The sequence below is a fragment of the Granulicella paludicola genome, assembly GCF_025685545.1.
GTDB lineage: Bacteria > Acidobacteriota > Terriglobia > Terriglobales > Acidobacteriaceae > Granulicella > Granulicella paludicola.
The window spans coordinates 267,154-284,988 of record NZ_JAGSYC010000026.1; the positions used below are offsets into that span (position 1 = coordinate 267,154).

The 17,835-nt window shown below is 56.7% G+C and carries 12 protein-coding genes and 1 tRNA gene; 4 read left to right on the top strand and 9 right to left on the bottom strand.

Going from position 1 to position 17,835, the window contains the following annotated elements; translation table 11 throughout:
• Window positions 1-148: 148 nt before the first annotated feature.
• Both OHL14_RS16680 and OHL14_RS16685 read right to left on the bottom strand, forming a co-directional pair.
• Window positions 149-1,339, bottom strand: coding sequence for a VIT1/CCC1 transporter family protein (locus OHL14_RS16680; protein WP_263380509.1), 1,191 nt, complete (start codon window positions 1,337-1,339; stop codon window positions 149-151).
• Window positions 1,340-1,563: 224 nt separating this feature from the next.
• Window positions 1,564-2,070: an asparaginase gene (locus tag OHL14_RS16685; RefSeq protein WP_263380510.1), complete on the bottom strand. Its 507-nt coding sequence runs from the start codon at window positions 2,068-2,070 to the stop codon at window positions 1,564-1,566.
• A 377-nt stretch (window positions 2,071-2,447) separates the two neighbouring features.
• Between OHL14_RS16685 and OHL14_RS16690 the strand changes: the two genes are divergently transcribed.
• Complete coding sequence (locus tag OHL14_RS16690; RefSeq protein WP_263380511.1) at window positions 2,448-3,857, top strand: arabinose isomerase; 1,410 nt, start codon at window positions 2,448-2,450, stop codon at window positions 3,855-3,857.
• Window positions 3,858-3,873: 16 nt separating this feature from the next.
• Here OHL14_RS16690 and OHL14_RS16695 read toward each other — a convergent pair whose 3' ends face one another.
• From OHL14_RS16695 to OHL14_RS16715, 5 genes are all read right to left on the bottom strand, one after another.
• Window positions 3,874-6,795 (bottom strand): glycosyl hydrolase, encoded by a 2,922-nt coding sequence (locus tag OHL14_RS16695; RefSeq protein ID WP_263380512.1) that lies wholly within the window; start codon window positions 6,793-6,795, stop codon window positions 3,874-3,876.
• A 2-nt stretch (window positions 6,796-6,797) separates the two neighbouring features.
• On the bottom strand, window positions 6,798-7,832 hold the full coding sequence (locus tag OHL14_RS16700) for a glycoside hydrolase family 43 protein (protein ID WP_263380513.1): 1,035 nt from the start codon (window positions 7,830-7,832) through the stop codon (window positions 6,798-6,800).
• A 137-nt stretch (window positions 7,833-7,969) separates the two neighbouring features.
• Window positions 7,970-11,440, bottom strand: coding sequence for a TonB-dependent receptor (locus OHL14_RS16705; RefSeq protein ID WP_263380514.1), 3,471 nt, complete (start codon window positions 11,438-11,440; stop codon window positions 7,970-7,972).
• 1,040 nt (window positions 11,441-12,480) lie between these two features.
• Window positions 12,481-12,557 (bottom strand) — tRNA-Val (locus OHL14_RS16710).
• 56 nt (window positions 12,558-12,613) lie between these two features.
• Complete coding sequence (locus OHL14_RS16715; protein ID WP_263380515.1) at window positions 12,614-13,189, bottom strand: CDP-alcohol phosphatidyltransferase family protein; 576 nt, start codon at window positions 13,187-13,189, stop codon at window positions 12,614-12,616.
• A gap of 182 nt (window positions 13,190-13,371) precedes the next feature.
• Here OHL14_RS16715 and OHL14_RS16720 point away from each other — a divergent pair, with 182 nt between their 5' ends.
• Window positions 13,372-13,833 (top strand): RrF2 family transcriptional regulator, encoded by a 462-nt coding sequence (locus OHL14_RS16720; protein ID WP_263380516.1) that lies wholly within the window; start codon window positions 13,372-13,374, stop codon window positions 13,831-13,833.
• A gap of 70 nt (window positions 13,834-13,903) precedes the next feature.
• On the top strand, window positions 13,904-15,175 hold the full coding sequence (locus OHL14_RS16725; protein ID WP_317890429.1) for an IscS subfamily cysteine desulfurase: 1,272 nt from the start codon (window positions 13,904-13,906) through the stop codon (window positions 15,173-15,175).
• Window positions 15,176-15,469: 294 nt separating this feature from the next.
• Here OHL14_RS16725 and OHL14_RS16730 read toward each other — a convergent pair whose 3' ends face one another.
• Together OHL14_RS16730 and OHL14_RS16735 are read right to left on the bottom strand one after the other, a co-directional pair.
• The gene (locus tag OHL14_RS16730) at window positions 15,470-15,775 is read right to left on the bottom strand and encodes a type II toxin-antitoxin system RelE/ParE family toxin (protein ID WP_263380517.1); all 306 of its coding nucleotides are present in this window, start codon (window positions 15,773-15,775) and stop codon (window positions 15,470-15,472) included.
• Window positions 15,775-16,035 carry a ribbon-helix-helix domain-containing protein gene (locus OHL14_RS16735; protein ID WP_263380518.1) on the bottom strand — a complete coding sequence of 87 codons (261 nt, stop codon included), beginning with the start codon at window positions 16,033-16,035 and terminating at the stop codon, window positions 15,775-15,777. The genes OHL14_RS16730 and OHL14_RS16735 overlap by 1 nt, the downstream gene beginning before the upstream one ends.
• A gap of 128 nt (window positions 16,036-16,163) precedes the next feature.
• Here OHL14_RS16735 and OHL14_RS16740 point away from each other — a divergent pair, with 128 nt between their 5' ends.
• Window positions 16,164-17,633 (top strand): zinc dependent phospholipase C family protein, encoded by a 1,470-nt coding sequence (locus OHL14_RS16740; protein ID WP_263380519.1) that lies wholly within the window; start codon window positions 16,164-16,166, stop codon window positions 17,631-17,633.
• The last annotated feature ends 202 nt before the right edge of the window (window positions 17,634-17,835 follow it).

A 17,835-nucleotide genomic window follows, 5' to 3' on the forward strand; every position in this document is an offset into this window, starting at 1 on the left:
GCCCTCCTTTGTGGAGGGCCTTCGTGTGTGAGTATGTGTCACAAAGCCTGAAGATTTGCGCGGCTGTAAGCAAACAGCAGGTCCTTCTCTGCGCTCAGGATGAAAATGTCAAAGGTGCGCATGATGGCATACATTCCTGGAACGAGGATTAGCCTCCGCCGAGTTTGCCTAAGCCCATGCCGATGACGTAGGTGACGACGCCTTCGAGCGCGCCGATCCAGGTCATCTCGAAGCCGCTGGCCCACCAGGAGCGGATGGTGATGAGGGACTTGGCCGCGCCGACGGCGAAGTGGGCGATGAGAGAGACGATAGCTGCGACGATGACGGCGGGGATTCCGTTGAGGAAGAAGAACGGGATGATGGGGATGAAAGCACCTACAGCGGTGGAGAGGGCGCCGGAGATGGCAGAGACCATCGGCTTGCTGAGGCCTTCTTCGGTGGTGCTGAGGCGTTCGCGTGCGAGGGCTCGGATGAGCTGGGTCTTGTCCTTTGCGATGTGATCGACGAAACGCTGGGCATCTTCTTCTGGGAGACCGCGGATCTGGTAGCTGAGGGAGAGGATTTCGCGGGCTTCGGCCTCGTTATCTTCGACGGCTTCCTTTTCGCGAGCGAACTCGGCTTCGTAGATTTCGCGCTCGCTCTTAGCGGCGAGATAGGCGCCAGAGCCCATGGACAGGGCGCTTGCGACCATGCCAGCCATGCCGGCGATGAGGACGAAGTGGCTGTTGCCGAGGGTGGCTCCAGAGACGCCGGAGACGATGCCGAAGATGGAGCCGAGGCCATCGTTGATGCCGTAGATGGCGTCGCCGACCCAGCTTGCGGTCTGGGCGTGGCCCTTGTTGCGGGCGGCGACAAGATCGTCGAGCGCAGCCTGCGCCTGCTCGGGTGGCAGAGATGGCAGGGCGCCTCTGGAGCGGATGAGGTTGCCGAGGGTGGCGAAGTGTTCGCGCTCGTCGGCGATGACCTCCTGCAATATGGCGATGCTGGGTTCGTCTCCGAGAGCTTTGAGTTGCTGGCCGTATTTGGCGATGTCGCGGCCTTCGTCGATTTCAAGGCGGCGCAGGGCGAGGTCCGAACCGCCTATGCGATTGGCGAGGGAGTCCGCCTGACCGTTGGGGTCGCCCGTGTACTGCGGCTCTGTGCCGCCGAGGGCCTGGATGCGTCCGGCCCACAGTTCGGCGTGATGCTTCTCAGCAGTGGCGAGGCCGCGCAGGGCGTTGCGACGGTGCGGATCGGACTCGGCGACTGCGAGGGCCGTATAGGTGTGGAAGCCTTCCATCTCTGCCTGCCAGTTGGCGGCGAGTGCGGAGAGCAGTTTTTTCTTGTCTGCAGAGGGCATGCAGTTCTCCTTGGCGCGCTATGGCGCTTCGCGGGCGAGGCGATGCAGCAAGCGAAGCGCCTGCACAGAATACCTGTGACCATCCAAGGGACGCTTGAAGGCTGTGGAAGAGCGTTACGATTGCGGGTAGCGCCTATACCTCGGACCCACTATGCCAGCAGCTACGCAGATGATCTATGTCGTAGCTAGTTGCTAAAGACGCATCCTCCCAGCTACTGGCAGGCTCAATCGGTTCTCACGAATCGCGACTGAGCTTTGTCCTTCTTTGCCGCCTGAATTGGAAGCACCTCACCATGCATGACGAGGTGGACTCCTGGATTGAGAAGGCTGGTGGCAAGGACGCTCTCCGTGAGGTTCTGCAGACCGTCGCTGCCTTCGAATCCCAAAGGGGACATGGCACCGGTGAGAATGACAGCTACTTTTAATCCTTGCAGTCGCTGCTGAAGATACCGCCCGGTCTCCACCATTGTGTCCGTTCCATGCGTGATGATGATTGGGTTTTGCTCCGCAAGCAGACCTTCCACCGATTCGAGGATGACCTGCCGGTCCGAGTCCGTCATCAACAAGCTGTCTTTGTTGAGCAGAGGCGAGACTATGATCTCGCACTCCGGTAGACGTAGCTGTTTCAGGTAGCGCTCAATCTTTTCCGCACGATTGACGACTGCACCTTCCGACTCCGAGTAGTCCTTCTCGATCGTGCCGCCCGTGGACAAAACATGAATTTTGCGCATTCCACCTAATCCTCTTCAGAACTCCGAGCCTTCTACCTGACTCACCTTAAAGGTACACAGCCGCTCGACACTACACTCACATGAACTATCCTGCGTTTCCCACAGGTTTCTCCGAAAGCTGTAAATTCAAACACGACGATTTGCCGCAAGGCACCCTTATCCCGCGAATCCGCATACGTGAAGATCGCCGCTCTTGCTGTCACGTACGATGTGCCTTCTGGAAGCGTCATAAGTTCCGGGAAACAGAACAGCGTATGTTGGGCTCAATGATTTGAAACCTATGCGATGGAAATGGGCTTCCAGTAAACTCGAGACCTATGAGTCACAGTCTCCATCGAAATGCCACGCTTTATTCGACCGACCGTATGATTCTGCGTGTGGGACTTGTCGGCATAGGACTGGACGCATACTGGCCACAATTCGAAGGATTGCGCGACCGGCTGGAAGGTTATCTCTCAGTCGTGGCACAGAAAATCGACGCGCCTTCACGCACCGTTATCAATCTTGGGCTAGTGGACTCCGTTTGTAATGGCATGGCTGCGGCTCATCGTTGCCGCCAAGAGGATGTGGATGTTCTGCTCGTTTACGTTTCTACATACGCACTTTCTTCCACTCTTCTACCGTTGCTGCGCCGTAATCGCGTCCCCGTGATCCTGCTGAATTTGCAGCCCGCTGTTGCGATTGACTACGCTCGCTTCAATGCCATGGGCGATCGTACGGCGATGACTGGGGAGTGGCTAGCCTACTGCAGTTCGTGCCCGATGCCAGAGATTGCGAATATGCTCAAGCGGCTCCGAATGCCGTTTGAGCAGGTGACCGGGATGCTGCACGACGATCCCATTTGTTGGAGGGAGATCGAGCAGTGGTTGGGTGCGGCCTATGCGAAATATGTGCTCGAACATAGTCGGCTGGGGCTGATGGGCCACTACTACACGGGCATGCTCGATGTTTCTACAGATCTAGTGCAAGTCAGCGGTGTCTTCGGTCTCGACGTGGAGATGCTCGAAGTGGATGAATTGAGTGCCTTCCGTCGGGATATCACCGCAGGGGAGCTAGACGCCAAGATATCCGAATTCCATCAATTCTTCGACATCGGTGAAGACTGCATAAACGAAGAGCTGACATCAGCAGCAACTACTTCCATTGCCCTCAATCGCCTTGTTGACGCTCACCGCCTCGGGCTCTTGGCTTACTACTACAAAGGCACAGGTATCACCGAGAACGAGACGACGCTTAACTCCATCATCCTCGGGACAACTTTGCTTACAGCGCAGGGAACACCGGTGGCGGGCGAGTATGAGGTGAAGAATGTCATCGCTATGAAGATCATGGAGCTGCTGGGTGCAGGTGGATCCTTCACCGAGTATTACGCCATGGACTTCCATAGGGATCTCGTTCTGATGGGGCATGATGGTCCCGGACACCCAAATATCGCTGAAGGAAAACTCAAGGTGCGACCGCTCAAGGCCTTCCACGGGAAGGTGGGTAGCGGTCTTTCCGTAGAGATGTCCGTGAAGCACGGACCGGTTACATTGCTCTCCGTTGTGGAAGATTGCGAGCATGGTTTCAAGTTACTTGCAGCACACGGCCGAAGCGTCCCGGGCGAGGTCCTGGAGATAGGCAACACAAACAGTTTTTATCAGTTCTCCCTCGGCGCGCGCGGGTTCGTGGATACGTGGAACTCACATGGGCCCGCACATCCCTGTGCGGTCGGAACGGGGCATATCGGCGACCAACTCTCGAAGCTCGCTCGGCTTCTCAACATACCTCTTGCGATGGTCTGCTGAATTAGATTTTGCTTCTTTACCGCATTACGACCCACTCGACAGGCCCTATCAGACCTGACGGCAACAGCGGCGAGTCGGCGCGATACGTCGTAATGTTGGTCTTCGTGTATCGCTCAACCGTTCCAGGTTGCTGGTCGCCGATGATGCGGTTCGGCCACAGGTTCGTAACCTCAATCTCCAACGTGTTTTCCCCCGCTTTCAGGAACGGATCGACGCGTAGCATGAGCGGCTTAGCCCAAACGGTGCCGGCATCGTGCCCGTTCACTTTCACGCAGGCGATCTCGCGTACATCGGTGAAGCGCAGCCATACGTGTTCCCCCTTGTCGACAACCGGCGCGGTTACACTCGCCGAGTACATTACGCTTCCGGAGAAGTAGCGAATGCCCGGGTTATCGAATTCTGTCCAGCTCTTGAGATCAGTTGTCGTAACAGGCTCGTATGGAGCGCCACGATCTGCCTGAAAGCGGAGCACCCACGGACCCTTACGGGCCACCGGCGATGTTCGCTGTTCGCTCAGTGAGCCTGCTGAATGGCTTGCTCCATTCCCGGGAAAGACAACGAAAACCGAACCATATGCAGGCAGGTTGACCGTGATTTTCGTGCGCCCGTCGGGCAGTATCGCGGTGTCCCCGGCCTGATGTATCTCGCCCGAAACAGCATCCCAAAACTCAGGGGCGGAAGCCTTTGCGCGGAAGATCACCTCATGCTTTGAGGCGTGCGATGAACCGTTGCGCAGGTAGTAAATGTCATTCGAACCGATCCGGCGGTGGACGTAATCCAGCACGGAGTCAGAGGCAGAACCCAGGACATCCTTTTCCGCAGCAACATCCACGTCGGGCAGCATCTTCACCTGCTGTAGTGCAGCATGGGTGTCCTTATTGCAGATAACGTGACCCTTGCCATAGGTGTGCTGCGATCCTGCAATGCAATCTTCGCCCCACACCTGACGGATAAGCGCGCGATACCTGGCTTCATCCTCGACCGTCGTCAAGCCTGTTGGCGCAAGGGGAGCCACGCCGATCAAGGTTCCGCCACCCTGGGCATAGCGCTCTGCCTTCTGCAAAGCTTCGAGTGAAAGTCTTCCCGTCTTTGGCAGCGCAAGCGCACGCCAGCGAACGCCCGAAGGTCCAACCAACTCTGCGCCTTCCATATGAATGGTACGCAACCACGCGTCCTGGTTCGTCACGTCGTAGTCATATCCGGGCAGCACATGCGCTGGATCGTCTGCTTTCAGACGAACGAAGTTCGGCACGTTGTCTCCGTCGAAGTAGAGAACATCATTCACGGCCACGCCCTGCTGCATCATGAACTGCGCGCGATTGAGATAGGTAAAGAACGCGCTCCCTGCGTTCCACCATGTCACTTTAGGGTTCAGGTGCGTTCCTGCAAAATATTCCTGCCCGGGAAGTCCAGTCGCAGCCGGACTCGACGTGAACTCGTGCCAGACAAGCCGGTTCATGCCTTCGGTGATCGCCATGTCGAAGCTCGGCTTCAGGTCGGTCGCAAGGCTCTCAGACCATTGCGGACCAATCGACGTCTCTCCCTCCTGAGCAATGTAATGCTGACCGTAGATATTGGCAGCACTCGCAGCCTCTTTTGTGAAGAAGCGGTCCGGGTCGGTCGCACGATGCGGATTTTGCGACCAGAACTCCGACTGTGGCACCGCCGCGTGGCGAAAGGTTTCCAGTGCGTCGATAGGCGCTCCATGAGGCCCACCGCTCTCGGCTTGCACACCCAGTCCATATTTGGCAGCATGCTCAGCGAATACGTCGTAGTGGTTGCTTACGACGAGATCGGCGACAGTGCGACGTAGATCCGCAAGAAAGCGTTCACTCTGCTCGCGATCCCCAACGAAGCGTCCTGCAACCACAGGCAGCCATGGCACGGGGTCGTATCCACGACGCTGCTTGAATTCTGTTGCAAACTCCTTCGTCCAGTTGGTGCCTCCAAGCTCCCAACTATCGGTCGCGAGATATTTCAAACTATGGAATGGCTTCGCAGCCTGCATCAGGGGCTCGACCGTGTGGTCCCAGTATGCGTCGAAGGCTTCGCGGCTCATGTAATCGATCGCTAACCCCTGCCATGCGCCGCTGGCGGTGGAAACCTTCGCGCCGGAGTCGGTATAGCCGATGCGCAGCACTTCCCAGTTGCCAGCTGGTGCGTCCCAAGTCAACGTCCCACTTGCGTCTACATTCGAAGAGACGTTGACCACCTCCGCGAGAGAGGTGTCTGCCATAGTTTTATCTTCGCTGTTGTTTCCCGCATTCAGCATCGAGCTTGAGTCGGTCATGCTGAAGCCTGTCTCTGCCGCAGCCGAGCGCATCCGCAACGGCAAGCCAGCGGGTTGGCCCTGCAAAGCGGTGCCGTGATGAAGAGGATAAGCCAGCACAGCAATCTGCCGGTAGAATCCATTCTTCGACTCAGGCACAGGGAGTTTTATGGCAAGGCGCGTTCCACCCGTAACCTGCACGCGCGCCCACGTCAGCAGCTTCGAGGCTTGCTCCGGCGTTACATCCGGGCCGCCGAGGTTCCATCCGCTCGTGATATTCAAGGTAATCTCAAGCCCAAGGCGATCTGCCTCGCGCAGAGTGTGCGTGTAGAGGCCCACCCACTCGGGGCTTCCAAAGGTTGGGCCCGCTGGCACATTATCATTGCCGTTCTGTTCTGAGCCGTTGGCATCAACCAGCAGAGCACCGCCAAAGCCCTTCGCCCGCATCTCTTCGAGATCGTGGGTGATCGTAGCTTTGTCCGTATGACCATTCAGCCACCACCAGTAGCAGCGAAGGCGAGCCTGCGGCGGCGGCTCAACAAATCCTGCTCGCAGTTCAGAGAGAGAGAGTTGCGCGCCTGCAGGCTTTTGCCCCAGCATTGGCGTCCCCACGCCGACGATGAGTAACCCCAAAAGGGCCAGACCATGGATTTGCTGGACTCGCGTCATAATTACCTCTCAAAAACACTCAGGTCCCACGTGTCATGCCACGTAATGGTATAGGTGTCGCCGGTGATCGTGACTGGGAGCCAGACGTACCGACCGTCGATTGCATTCTTCGGACGCCATTGATCGGCGATGAAGATGAAAGCTCCTGGCCTCCCCGCAACCGGCAGCACATAGGTGCTCTGCGCGCCGAAGGTCAGGTCTGCGCCCGTTCCGCGGCAAGGATTGCCAATCTCTTTCCAGGGCCCTTCCAGCTTCTCAGCGACTGCACCAAATGCCGGGTTGGGTGCCCAGCCGGTTGTATGAGAACCAATGTAAAAGTAGTGGCCGTCTGCCTTGAAGATCGCCTCTCCCTCCAGCGCCTTGTTCCCCAGGATACGTGTGAAATGTCCCGTCGTGTCCAAGTAGTCGTCCGTCAACTGCGAGAGATGCTGTGTTTGATTATTTTCAGAGGTGGTGATGAGATAAGCCTTGCCATCGTCATCCTGATAGAGCGTCATGTCTCGCGACATCTCCCCATCCGGTCTGAAGTCGCGCAAAAACTTATATGGCCCTGTCGGCGATTTACTTGTCGCCACGCCAGCAAGTGCAGCGCTGTAGCCCTTCCCTTTCAGTTCGAGGTGAAACCACATCACGTACGTGCGGGTCTTTGCGTTATAGAGGACCTTCGGTCGCTCGATTACGCAGCCCTTCACGATATCGCTATCGGGGTTGTCACTCACTTTTAGGGCGATGCCAGCGTTTTTCCAGTGGTATAGATCATGTGAGGTGTACACCGAAACGCCCACGTTCGCAGCGTTGCCACCTGGTCCGGCGGTTTTGAATTCACCGTACCAGTAGTAGGTTCCGTGCCGGTACAAGAAGCCGCCGCCATGCGCATTAATCGGGACGCCGTCTGTATCGGACCATACTTGCCCCGGATGAAATGGCGGCGCTGCTAGAGGTGCAGGTGAGAGCGCGGCCTGGGCGCTCGCTGACCCCATGATCACAAAAATCGCGGTGAAGAGCCAAAGGGCTTTTATTGATCGCGATAGATTCACGCGTCACTCCCAAGTCAAAAACAGTGGCGCGGAAAACCGGATGGTCGGTATCCGCGCCTGGGTTTACTTTGCCAAGTCTTGCAGTTCGTCCCCGCAAAAGCAAAGGAGGCCCATGAGGGTGGGACCTCCTTTGCAGTTTAGAAGTTGATACGCGCCGTGATCTCCCCAATGCGCGGATCGTTGATCTGTGAGGCCTGTCCCTGTGGCACAGTGAGCGAGCCGGAACCCGCCCTGGACGCTGTGTTCGAAGCTCCCAGCGTGGTGTTCGGAGCGGCGTAGTTAGGTGTATTGAGGACATTGAAAAACTCTCCGCGAATTTCGAAGTTCACACCCTCGCGGATATAAAACTTCTTGAAGATCGAGAGGTCGGCCTGCGGATGAACCGAGTAGCGAAGATTGAGATAAGGTGAGTTGCTCTGCGAGGTGTACGGTATGCGTTGTCGGAAGGCCGGGTTCGGAGACTTCCCGTCGCAGGCCGTGACCGTGTTATAGACACCCGTTGCATTGAGTAAGGTGTTCACCTGGGTTGTGGTGACCGCGCCTGTCGTCGTATTCACAGACTGCTGCTGATAGCAGGGATTGAAGGTGCGGAAGAGGTTGGCATTTGGCTGATAGTAGCTTCCAATGATGTCGACGTTCGAAGGAGCGGAGACGAGAACGCCATTCGCGAAGCGCATCACCGTGTTTACCTGCCAGCCGCCCAGCGCCACACGTTCATAGATCGGTAGTTTAGCGAACCTGGGCAGCTCGAAAAGCCCGAAGATGTTGCCGAACATTGTTGGTGCGGAGTCCTGTACCGAACTTAGTTTTCCAGAAGCCGCTGCATAGTTGTCGTTGAAGGAGTTGCGAGTCATCACCTTGTCCCAGGTGAAATTGCCCTGCAGGGAGTAGTGATGATGCATCGGCTTGGAGACTTGGATCTGGAGTGCATTGTAGGGTGCGCTACCGATCGAGGAGTAATCCTCCGTGACGGAACCAAACTCCGGGTAGGGGAGCAAGAGAAGGTTCCGCGCCACGCTCGCTGCATTCAACGTCGGAGAGCTGGATCCGAAAAGGCCAGCCATGGGGTTCGGGACAGACGCGTTTAGATAGTTCACCTCGGCGCCACCCTGATTGTAAAACTGCGTGGGCAACACATTGATGTTGTGGTTCACTTCAAGTCGCGTCGGACGTGCGCCAACATATGCAACCTGCAGAGCAACGCTCCCAGGAAATTGCTGCTGTATGCTCAGGGACTGCTGTGCGCTCTTCGGCTGAACATGGTGAGGGTCGACAAACGTGACGTTTTGTCCGAGTGCGGTTGAGAGTCCCAGACTGCTCCCCGTCACAGGCGTCACACCGCTGGGAAAGGGATTCGCCAACGAGTTCAACGGAGCTATGTTCGCAGTTGTCCCAGAATAGTTGTTGTAGCTCGTGGTCTGAGAAAAGCCAGTGCCAATCGGGGACTCGAGAGTATTGAAGTAGATGATGCCGAAGCCTGCACGAACGACTGTCGTCGGATGCACCTGGTATGCCACACCTAAACGAGGCTGGATATTGTTCAGGTCGCGAGGATACGGAAAGCGATTGGAGGAGCTGGTGTACTGTAGACCACCATTGAGTGTCAGACCTGAAACCGAAGCCTGCAATGGATTCGTGCAGGTCGTGCAGAAGTTTGATACCTGCTTGTTATAGCGCTCCGTGAATGGCGACTCGTAGTCATAGCGCAGACCAAGGTTCACTGTCAGCTTCGGTGTCACGCGCCAGTCATCCTGAACAAAGGGTGCCATATATATCTGCTGCAGAGCATACGAAGCGCTGATGTTGTAGGACACCGTCGAGAAGGCACCCAGCAGTTCATCCGCGATTGGGTCGCCGGAAGCGGCGGTCCCTGTCGTGTAGTTCTGCTGCGTGAAGCGGCGGTCGAACCCAAACGTGCCAAAGCCGCTACCGGGGTTCTGCACGTTGTAACGAACGATATTGCCTTCGAAACCGAAGCGAATCGTGTGGGTCTTGATGGTCCTAGTCAGGATCTCCTCCAGCGATCCGGTAGTGTCCGAACTGACTTGTCCGCCTGCTCCTGAAGCAAGACCGGCATAGCCGTCCGTCTCCGTCGTACCTGGAAAAGACAGATAGGGAAGCCCAGTAGTGTTGATACCAAGGCCTGCCACATTGAACCCCGAAGCGCCGGGATAGACCAAGCCAAACGGATGGTAGTTCAACCCGAAGCGCGAATCGAGAGTCATGCTCGATGAGAATTGGTGAACCTCATCCAGGCTGCCGCCTCGGTTATTGCGATAGACGTTGTAACCGTAGCCGGTCGGACCAATCCCCTTTGGAAACCCCTGGAGCGGATAGTTCTGAGTGAGCCCCGAGCGAAAGAATATCCCGTTGACCTTGTCTTTCTTTCCGATCACGTGATCCATGCGAACGATGAACGAAGGATACGTGCTGGGATATGAGGTCTGAGAGGAGACGTAGTTTGGATTGGTGATGGCCGAAGATCCGGGTACATTCGGCGCAGGCAGGTAGCTCAAAAGCGCTGTGCCGACCGGGCTGATGGAACTCGCAATATTGTTATTGGCAAAGTATTGTGTGCGGTTGCCGTTTACATCCAGGGGCGAGTTAGGAACATAGAGTTGAATGCCTGAGGTGCAAAGACCAGCTCCGTTGAAGGCCGAACACAACCCCGAGAAATCGCCGCTCAATTCTGCAGCCGTCGGCACGCGAGTGGTGTAGTTAATCGCCTGATGCGAAGCGTAGCGTTCGAACGAAACCAGGAAAAACGTCTTATCGCGTCCGTCATAGAGCTTTGGTATATAGACCGGCCCATCTAAAACGACGCCAGTCTGGCTTAGCTGATCGTTGTTGCGTGGCGTCCGCGCTGTGCCTGTGGCATTTTGAGTAGGGACCTTCTCCGAAGTATTCGCGTTCAAGTAGGTGTTCTGAAATACGTAGTAAGCGGCCCCATGAAGCTTGTTGCCACCCGAACGGACTACCGTATCGGTAACCGTACCGTTCCCATGGCCCACCTGTGCGTCGAAAATAGACGTTTGAACCTTAGTTTCCTGGATAGCTTCGGGAGAAGGCACGAACCCCGTGTAGCCGGCTCCCGAAAACCGCTCTGCAGGATCGTCAGGGATTCCGTCGATCGTCAAACGGTTGTGACCGCTGCTGCCATCTGTAGTGATCTGCACTGCGACGCCACTGAAAGGATTCGTGAACCCGCTGGCCTTGCCTGTGAAGTAGGCGCCAGCGTCAATGACGCCAGCCGCGAGAGTTGCCTGGACAAAGGGATTGCGACCCTCGTTGGGAAGGTCGGTCACTTCCTGCGTACTCAGTGTGGTGGCGATGTTGGCTGAACTGGTATCCATGAGCGCGTTGTCTGCATTCACATCAACGCTTTCTGTTGCAGCTCCCGGAGCCAGTTTGAAGTCAATCTTCTGTACCTGACCAGCTGTTAGCAAAACGCTGCGGACTGTATTTGCACCGAAGCCACTTGCCGTCGCGGTCACAACGTAGGTGCCTGGATTCACAGAGGCAAGGTTATAGAGGCCGTCCGCGTTCGTCGTTGCCGTCGTCTTGAAGTGCGTCCTCACATCCTCAGCCACAACGGCTGCGCCCGGCACCTTGGCCCTGTTCCATCCGTTACCTCACCCGAGATGCTGCCGAGATAAAGCTGTGCATGGAGTCGAGACGGGGATAAAGTTGCAAGCAGCAACATTGAATACGCGAGGATAATTCCTAAAGTAAGTGGCTTCCGAGCCAGCGATATCGATTGCATCTATCCATCCTTTGTCAGCGCGCCCGCCAATGTATCCGTTTACATAGCCGTTTAAGCAGCTTCATGTTTTTGAGATGTGCATTTTCGGAGCGGCCTGATCCTAAGACCTCACCTTCTTAGCTGTCAATCCCCTCATGAAACAATTTCACTAACTCGGAGAGCAGCGCTGGAGGAAGCACCTCCCTCACCGATGTAAAGCCTGTTTCTGTAGAGTCGGGACTGCGAAGGCTCAACCTGGCACTAGCAATCAAAGCGAAGTTATGCAACCAGCTATCGGCGTGTTTTGAAGTTGAACCAAGGCAAAGTTGGTAGGGATCAGACGAACTTGAAATCTGAAGCAAACCGCTGGCCTCTTCCTCTCGTCCAGGGGTTGGCAGTCTTGGACGAATGGCGCAGCGAGTGTTTGTACCGCGCTGATGAGGATGGGGTATTCGCATCGGACCACGGGCGGGAAAGAACCTATTGGTTCGACAATCTGCTCAAGCGCAGGCTGGATCCTGCGGCGAAGTTGCTGACATCGATGCGAAGATCGCATGGGACACGTACCGGCGGTCAATATCATCGGCTCTCTCCGATGCTGGAGAAACCCCGAAATCATTACAGACCTATTGCGGCATGCTAATCTCGCCTGCTTCGATCTCTACGCGCACACGAGTCGGGCATCGAAGCTCACAGTGCAAAGTCGGCTCAAAGAGGTCTTTGCCGCAGCATAAAAAGCTCACACCGGCAAATAGTAAAGCCCTCCGAAGGGAGGGCCTTTTGTTCGTCTTAACTCGGCGCGAATGGCGCGCTAATATTCGAAGTGTGCTCTTTGAGAGCCCCCGTTTGGCGAGAAATTCAGCTCTCTCCAGCCTCGTAAGTCACTCATTAGCAATTATTTAGATATGGTAGGCACGAGAGGACTCGAACCTCCGACCTCTACCGTGTCAAGGTAGCGCTCTAACCAGCTGAGCTACGCGCCTGCGCAGGTCTAAGTCTACAGGGAGATGTCACTCACTGCAACCACAGTTGCCTGCGGTTATGCCGCTCGCTGCGGGTTCGGCATGCTGATGCGGCGGAAGACCAGCCAAGCGTACTCGGCTGCGGAGATTGGTGCTAAGAGCGCGATCGCCCAGAGAAGCAGCTGCTTCAGCTCTGTGAGGCCGTAGAGGTGGAAGACCTGGCAGGTCATTACCGTCAGCACTCCTAAGATCTGTACCGAGGTGTTCGCCTTGCCCAGAAAGCTGGGTTTGAAGTTGCGTAAAGTGTTTGTGACGAAGAGCAGAGTCGCAATCAGCAGGATGCCGAGGTCGCGGCTGAAGACGAGAACGGTAACGTAGCGGGGGACCACACCGACGTGCGTTAGGACGATGAAGAGGGTGCTCAGAAGGAGCTTGTCGGCGATTGGATCGAGGTACTCGCCGAGGACGGTGCGCTGCTTGAGCAGGCGGGCGAGCAGGCCGTCCAAGCCATCGCTGATGCCCGCTATCCATAAGAGAACAAAAGCCAGTACCCAGCGTCCGTCCAAAATGGTGATGACCAGGAACGGCAGCGTAAATAGCCGGAGCATCGTCAGCAGGTTCGGTGCCGCGCCAAATTGTTTGAGTGTAGCCACGCCAGAGTGAGCATAGCATTCCGCGGCTGTGAAGTACGTGTGCGCTTGTCCATGCTGGCACGCCTGTGGCACGCATTCTTTAGCAAGGCAAAATATACGACTGAAAGAGTCTTGCTTGTGAGCTCGGGCTTTCGTAGACTGTAAATACGCGGCTTTGCATCCATTGTCGCCGAAGACACCCTATGCTAAGGCTCACCAAAAAAGCGGACTACGGCCTGATGGCCCTGAAGTATCTGGCTGAACAGGCCAATACGTCAAACGGTGCCCAATCAGCCAAGGAGATCGCCGAGGCATATCACATTCCTCCGCAGCTGCTGGCGAAGATCCTGCAGACACTGGCCAAGGCTGGCATTCTGATTTCACATGCTGGCACCAACGGTGGTTATGCGCTGGCGCGTGCGGCGGAGGACATCTCGGCGTTTGAGGTGATTCGCGCCATCGACGGACCGCTCTTTATTACAAGTTGCATTACGATCCACGGAACCTGCGACCTTGCAGGGCATTGCACCATCAAAGAACCGTTGCGCAAGGTGAATGACAGCATCACTACCCTGCTTTCGGAGCTGTACATCTCGGATTTGATCGAAACCGACCAGGCACCACGCGCAGCACTTGCAGGCGGACTGGTCACCATCGCGCGTTAGCCATCCAGAGGTCCGCATTAAAGGACTTCGCTTACACGGCGCGCCGCGCCACACTTCAGGAGCAAATACCATGGCCGAAACACTCGGAATGAACGTTACGCAGTCTACCAAGCCGCTTCCAGAGGGCGTGAAGCTTCCCATCTACATGGACAACCATGCCACAACGCCGATGGACCCGCGCGTCCTGGAGGCAATGATGCCGTACCTTACGGGCATCTTTGGCAATGCAGCCAGCCGCAACCACAGCTTCGGCTGGGAAGCCGAGCAGGGCGTCGAAAAGGCGCGCGAGCAAATTGCGAAGCTGATCGGCGCGAGTGCCAAGGAAATCATCTTCACCTCGGGTGCGACCGAGTCGAATAACCTCGCGATCAAGGGCGTCGCGGAGATGTACCGCGAAAAAGGTAATCACATCATCACGGAGATGACCGAGCACAAGGCTGTGCTCGACACTTGTAAGAAGCTCGAGAAGCAGGGCTTCCGCGTGACGTATCTGCCGGTGCAGGCAGATGGCCTGATCGACATCGAAGACCTGAAGCTTGCAATGGACGATCAGACGATCCTCGTGAGCATTATGTATGCGAACAACGAGATCGGCGTGATTCAGCCGATTCAGGAGATCGGTAAGCTGTGCCACGAGAAGGGCGTGCTCTTCCACACGGACGCTGTGCAGGCTGTGGGCAAGATTCCGGTCAACGTGATCACGGACAACATCGACATCCTCTCGCTGAGCGGTCATAAGGTTTATGGACCGAAGGGTGTTGGCGCGCTATATGTTCGCCGCCGCAACCCTCGTGTGCAGATCTCTGAGCAGACCAACGGCGGCGGCCACGAGCGCGGTATGCGTTCGGGCACGCTGAACGTTCCGGGCATCGTCGGTCTCGGTGCGGCTTGCGAGATTGCGATGAACGAGATGGAAGCAGAGGCAAAGCGCGAGATCGAACTGCGCGACTACCTCCGCGCGAAGCTGGAGAAGGCTCTGGATTACACGCAGGTGAATGGCAACATGGAGCATCATCTGCCTGGAAACCTGAACATGAGCTTCGTTTACGTCGAGGGCGAAAGCCTTCTGATGGGTATCAACGACATCGCGGTTTCGTCGGGTTCGGCTTGTACTTCGGCGACGCTGGAACCGAGCTATGTGCTGAAGGCTCTTGGTCTGGGCGACGACGTGGCGCACAGCTCGATTCGCTTCGGCCTTGGTCGTTTCAACACCAAGGCTGAGGTGGATTATGTGAGCGACAAGATCATCGACGTCGTGCTTCATCTCCGCGAGTTGAGCCCGCTGTACGAGATGGTCAAAGAGGGCATCGACCTGAGCAAGATCGAGTGGGCGGCTCACTAAGATAGTGCTGAAGCATGGGGGAGGGGTACCCCTCCCCCATACTTTTGCGCTAAAGTCTTCGCAGCATTGGACTAAGCCTTGTTTCAGGTCTGCGTTTGAGCTGAAAGATATAAAGGGAAGCAAAAAGGACCGTGAATCACGGTCCTTTTTGCTTCCCTTAATTTAATTATAGCGGATTGGACCAAGTGAACATCCAATTCTATCTACTTTGGAATGTATGACTTGCAAGGTTTAGGGCTTGACAGGAGTTGGCGGGGGAATGATCCAATCCCATATGCACACTCAGCATGTGGCCTAGCCGGATGGAGCAAAGGCGTGGTCCGTGATGTCACGGCCTTTGTACAGGATGCGGGATATGAGAATTCCGTCATCGGTAGGGAAGAAAAAGATGATGTGGCTCTGATGCTCGATCCGCCGCAGGGAGGGAGCGATGGCATGACACGGGCGGCCCAACCGCGGCGAGTCCGCTAGCAGGTCACAGAAATGTTCCAGGCCTGCAATGTAGAGATCCGCTTGCGCAATACCCCAGTGATCAAGCGTATAGATTGCGATGTCGTAGAGGTCATCCTCAGCCCGTGGCGAGTACCTTACTGCTCCCACTAGGTCTTGATTCTCGGAGGCAGGCCAGCCTTCTCCCGCACCCGCGCAAAGACATCCCCTTCAGCGACGCCGCTCTCCATGCCTTCCTGGATGGCCTGTTTGAGGTCGGCGAGTTTTTCCTGATAGCGCTTTTGGCGGGCGAGAGCGGCTTTGGCTGCTTCGAGCACCTCGCGCGCGTTGGAGAACTCTCCGCTGGCTACCTGCTCGGCGGCGAATTGCTCGAATTCGGCAGCAGCGGGACTGATGCTTCGAGTCGCCATGGGAGACCACCTCAATTCCAGCCTAAACCTGCCTCCTCCCCCTGCCAACAGAAAAACTGTCTCGATTCCCTCCTTGAGGTTTCTCCTCGCGCATCTGATAAAGCTTGAGATATCTTCACTGGAAGCCCATGCGCATGCGTTCGTTCCTCGTTTTACTGCTGACGATTGGTCTGATGTTGCCGGCGAAGCCTGCAAACGCTTATTCCGTGCTGACGCACGAGCAGCTGATCGACCTGACCTGGCAGTCGTCGATTGTGCCGCTGCTGCTGAGCCGTTATCCGACGCTGACGCCTGCGCAGATTGAAGAAGCGCGCGCCTATGCGTATGGCGGGTGCGTGATTCAGGATATTGGATACTACCCGTTCGGCGATGCGTTCTTTAGCGACCTGACGCACTATGTGCGGTCGGGCGACTTTGTGGTGAACCTGTTTCGCAATGCAGGCAATGCGAATGAGCTCGCGTTCGCGGTGGGAGCGCTTTCGCACTACATCGGCGACAGCATTGGGCACCCTTCAGCGACGAACCTTGCGGTGCCGGTGGAGTTTCCCAAATTGCGCGACAAGTATGGCAACGAGGTGAACTACGCGCAGGGTGAGCACCAGCATGTGCAGACCGAGTTTGCCTTCGACATCAACGAGATTGCGCACCAGCGGTTTGCGCCGGTGCACTACCTACGGCATGTAGGGCTGAAGGTGCCGACGCATCAGCTGGCGCTGGCTTTCTATCAGACTTACGGGCTGACGGACGATTTCGATAAGGGCAAGGGGCATCGGATCAACGTCAGAGGCTATCGCTTTGCGGTGCGCGGATTTATCCCACGGATTGCGTATGCCGTGACGATTCTGCATCGCAGGGGCGAGCCTGCGGACATTGCTGCGGACCCTGATTTCATCCGGCTGCAGACCGAGATTACGGCCGTAGCGCAGCAGAACCGCTGGAACGAGTACAGGAAGCACGCCGGGATCGGGACTTATACGCTGGCGGGATTTCTGTTCATTCTGCCCAAGGTTGGACCGATCAAGCTGGTGGCGGTCAAGGGGCCGAGCGTAGCGACGGAGCGCGACTACATCCACTCGGTGCTGCATTCGGCGGACACGCTGGATTATGAGCTGCGGCGTTTTACGCCTCCGCCGGCGGTGAGGCCGACGGCGGCTGTTGCTGCGGCGGAAGACAGCGAGGCGCATCCGTCGAGTTCGGATGCTGTTCCCGCTTTGCCGGGAGCGGAGCAGATCACGCCGCGGCAGACGAGCGATCCGCGGCATCCGCTGCGAAATCGGGACCTGGATACGGGTAAGGTAGTACGACCCGCAGGTTATCGACTGACGGACGACACCTATGCGTCGCTGGCGCATCGGCTGGTGGCGACGCCGACGCAGCCGATACCGCCGGGGATCCAGAGGGATGTGCTGGCGTACTATGCCGATCTCGATCTGCCGTATGCGACGAAGAAGAACCCGGAGCGCTGGGCGCAGCTGCAGGCAGATTTGGTGACGCTGCGCGGGATGCCAACGAGTCGAGAGGCGGTGCCGTATGCGACCTATGGGCAGGATCTGGATGATGACGCGACTCCTGGCGGAACGACAGCTGCAAAACCGTGAAAGGAAAGATAGAGCTGATTGTGCGGCGGCCTGACAATACGCTCGAACCTTCGGCTCTCGCGTCTGCAAATACGGGGTTTCTCCACTCCGCTTCGCGATGAGACTGCGATGCTGCGGTCGAAAATGACGGTTCATAGTGGGTGGGGAGTGAATTTAGACCTTTCGCACCAAATCAGTCCGAGTTATCATCTAAGTACGAGTA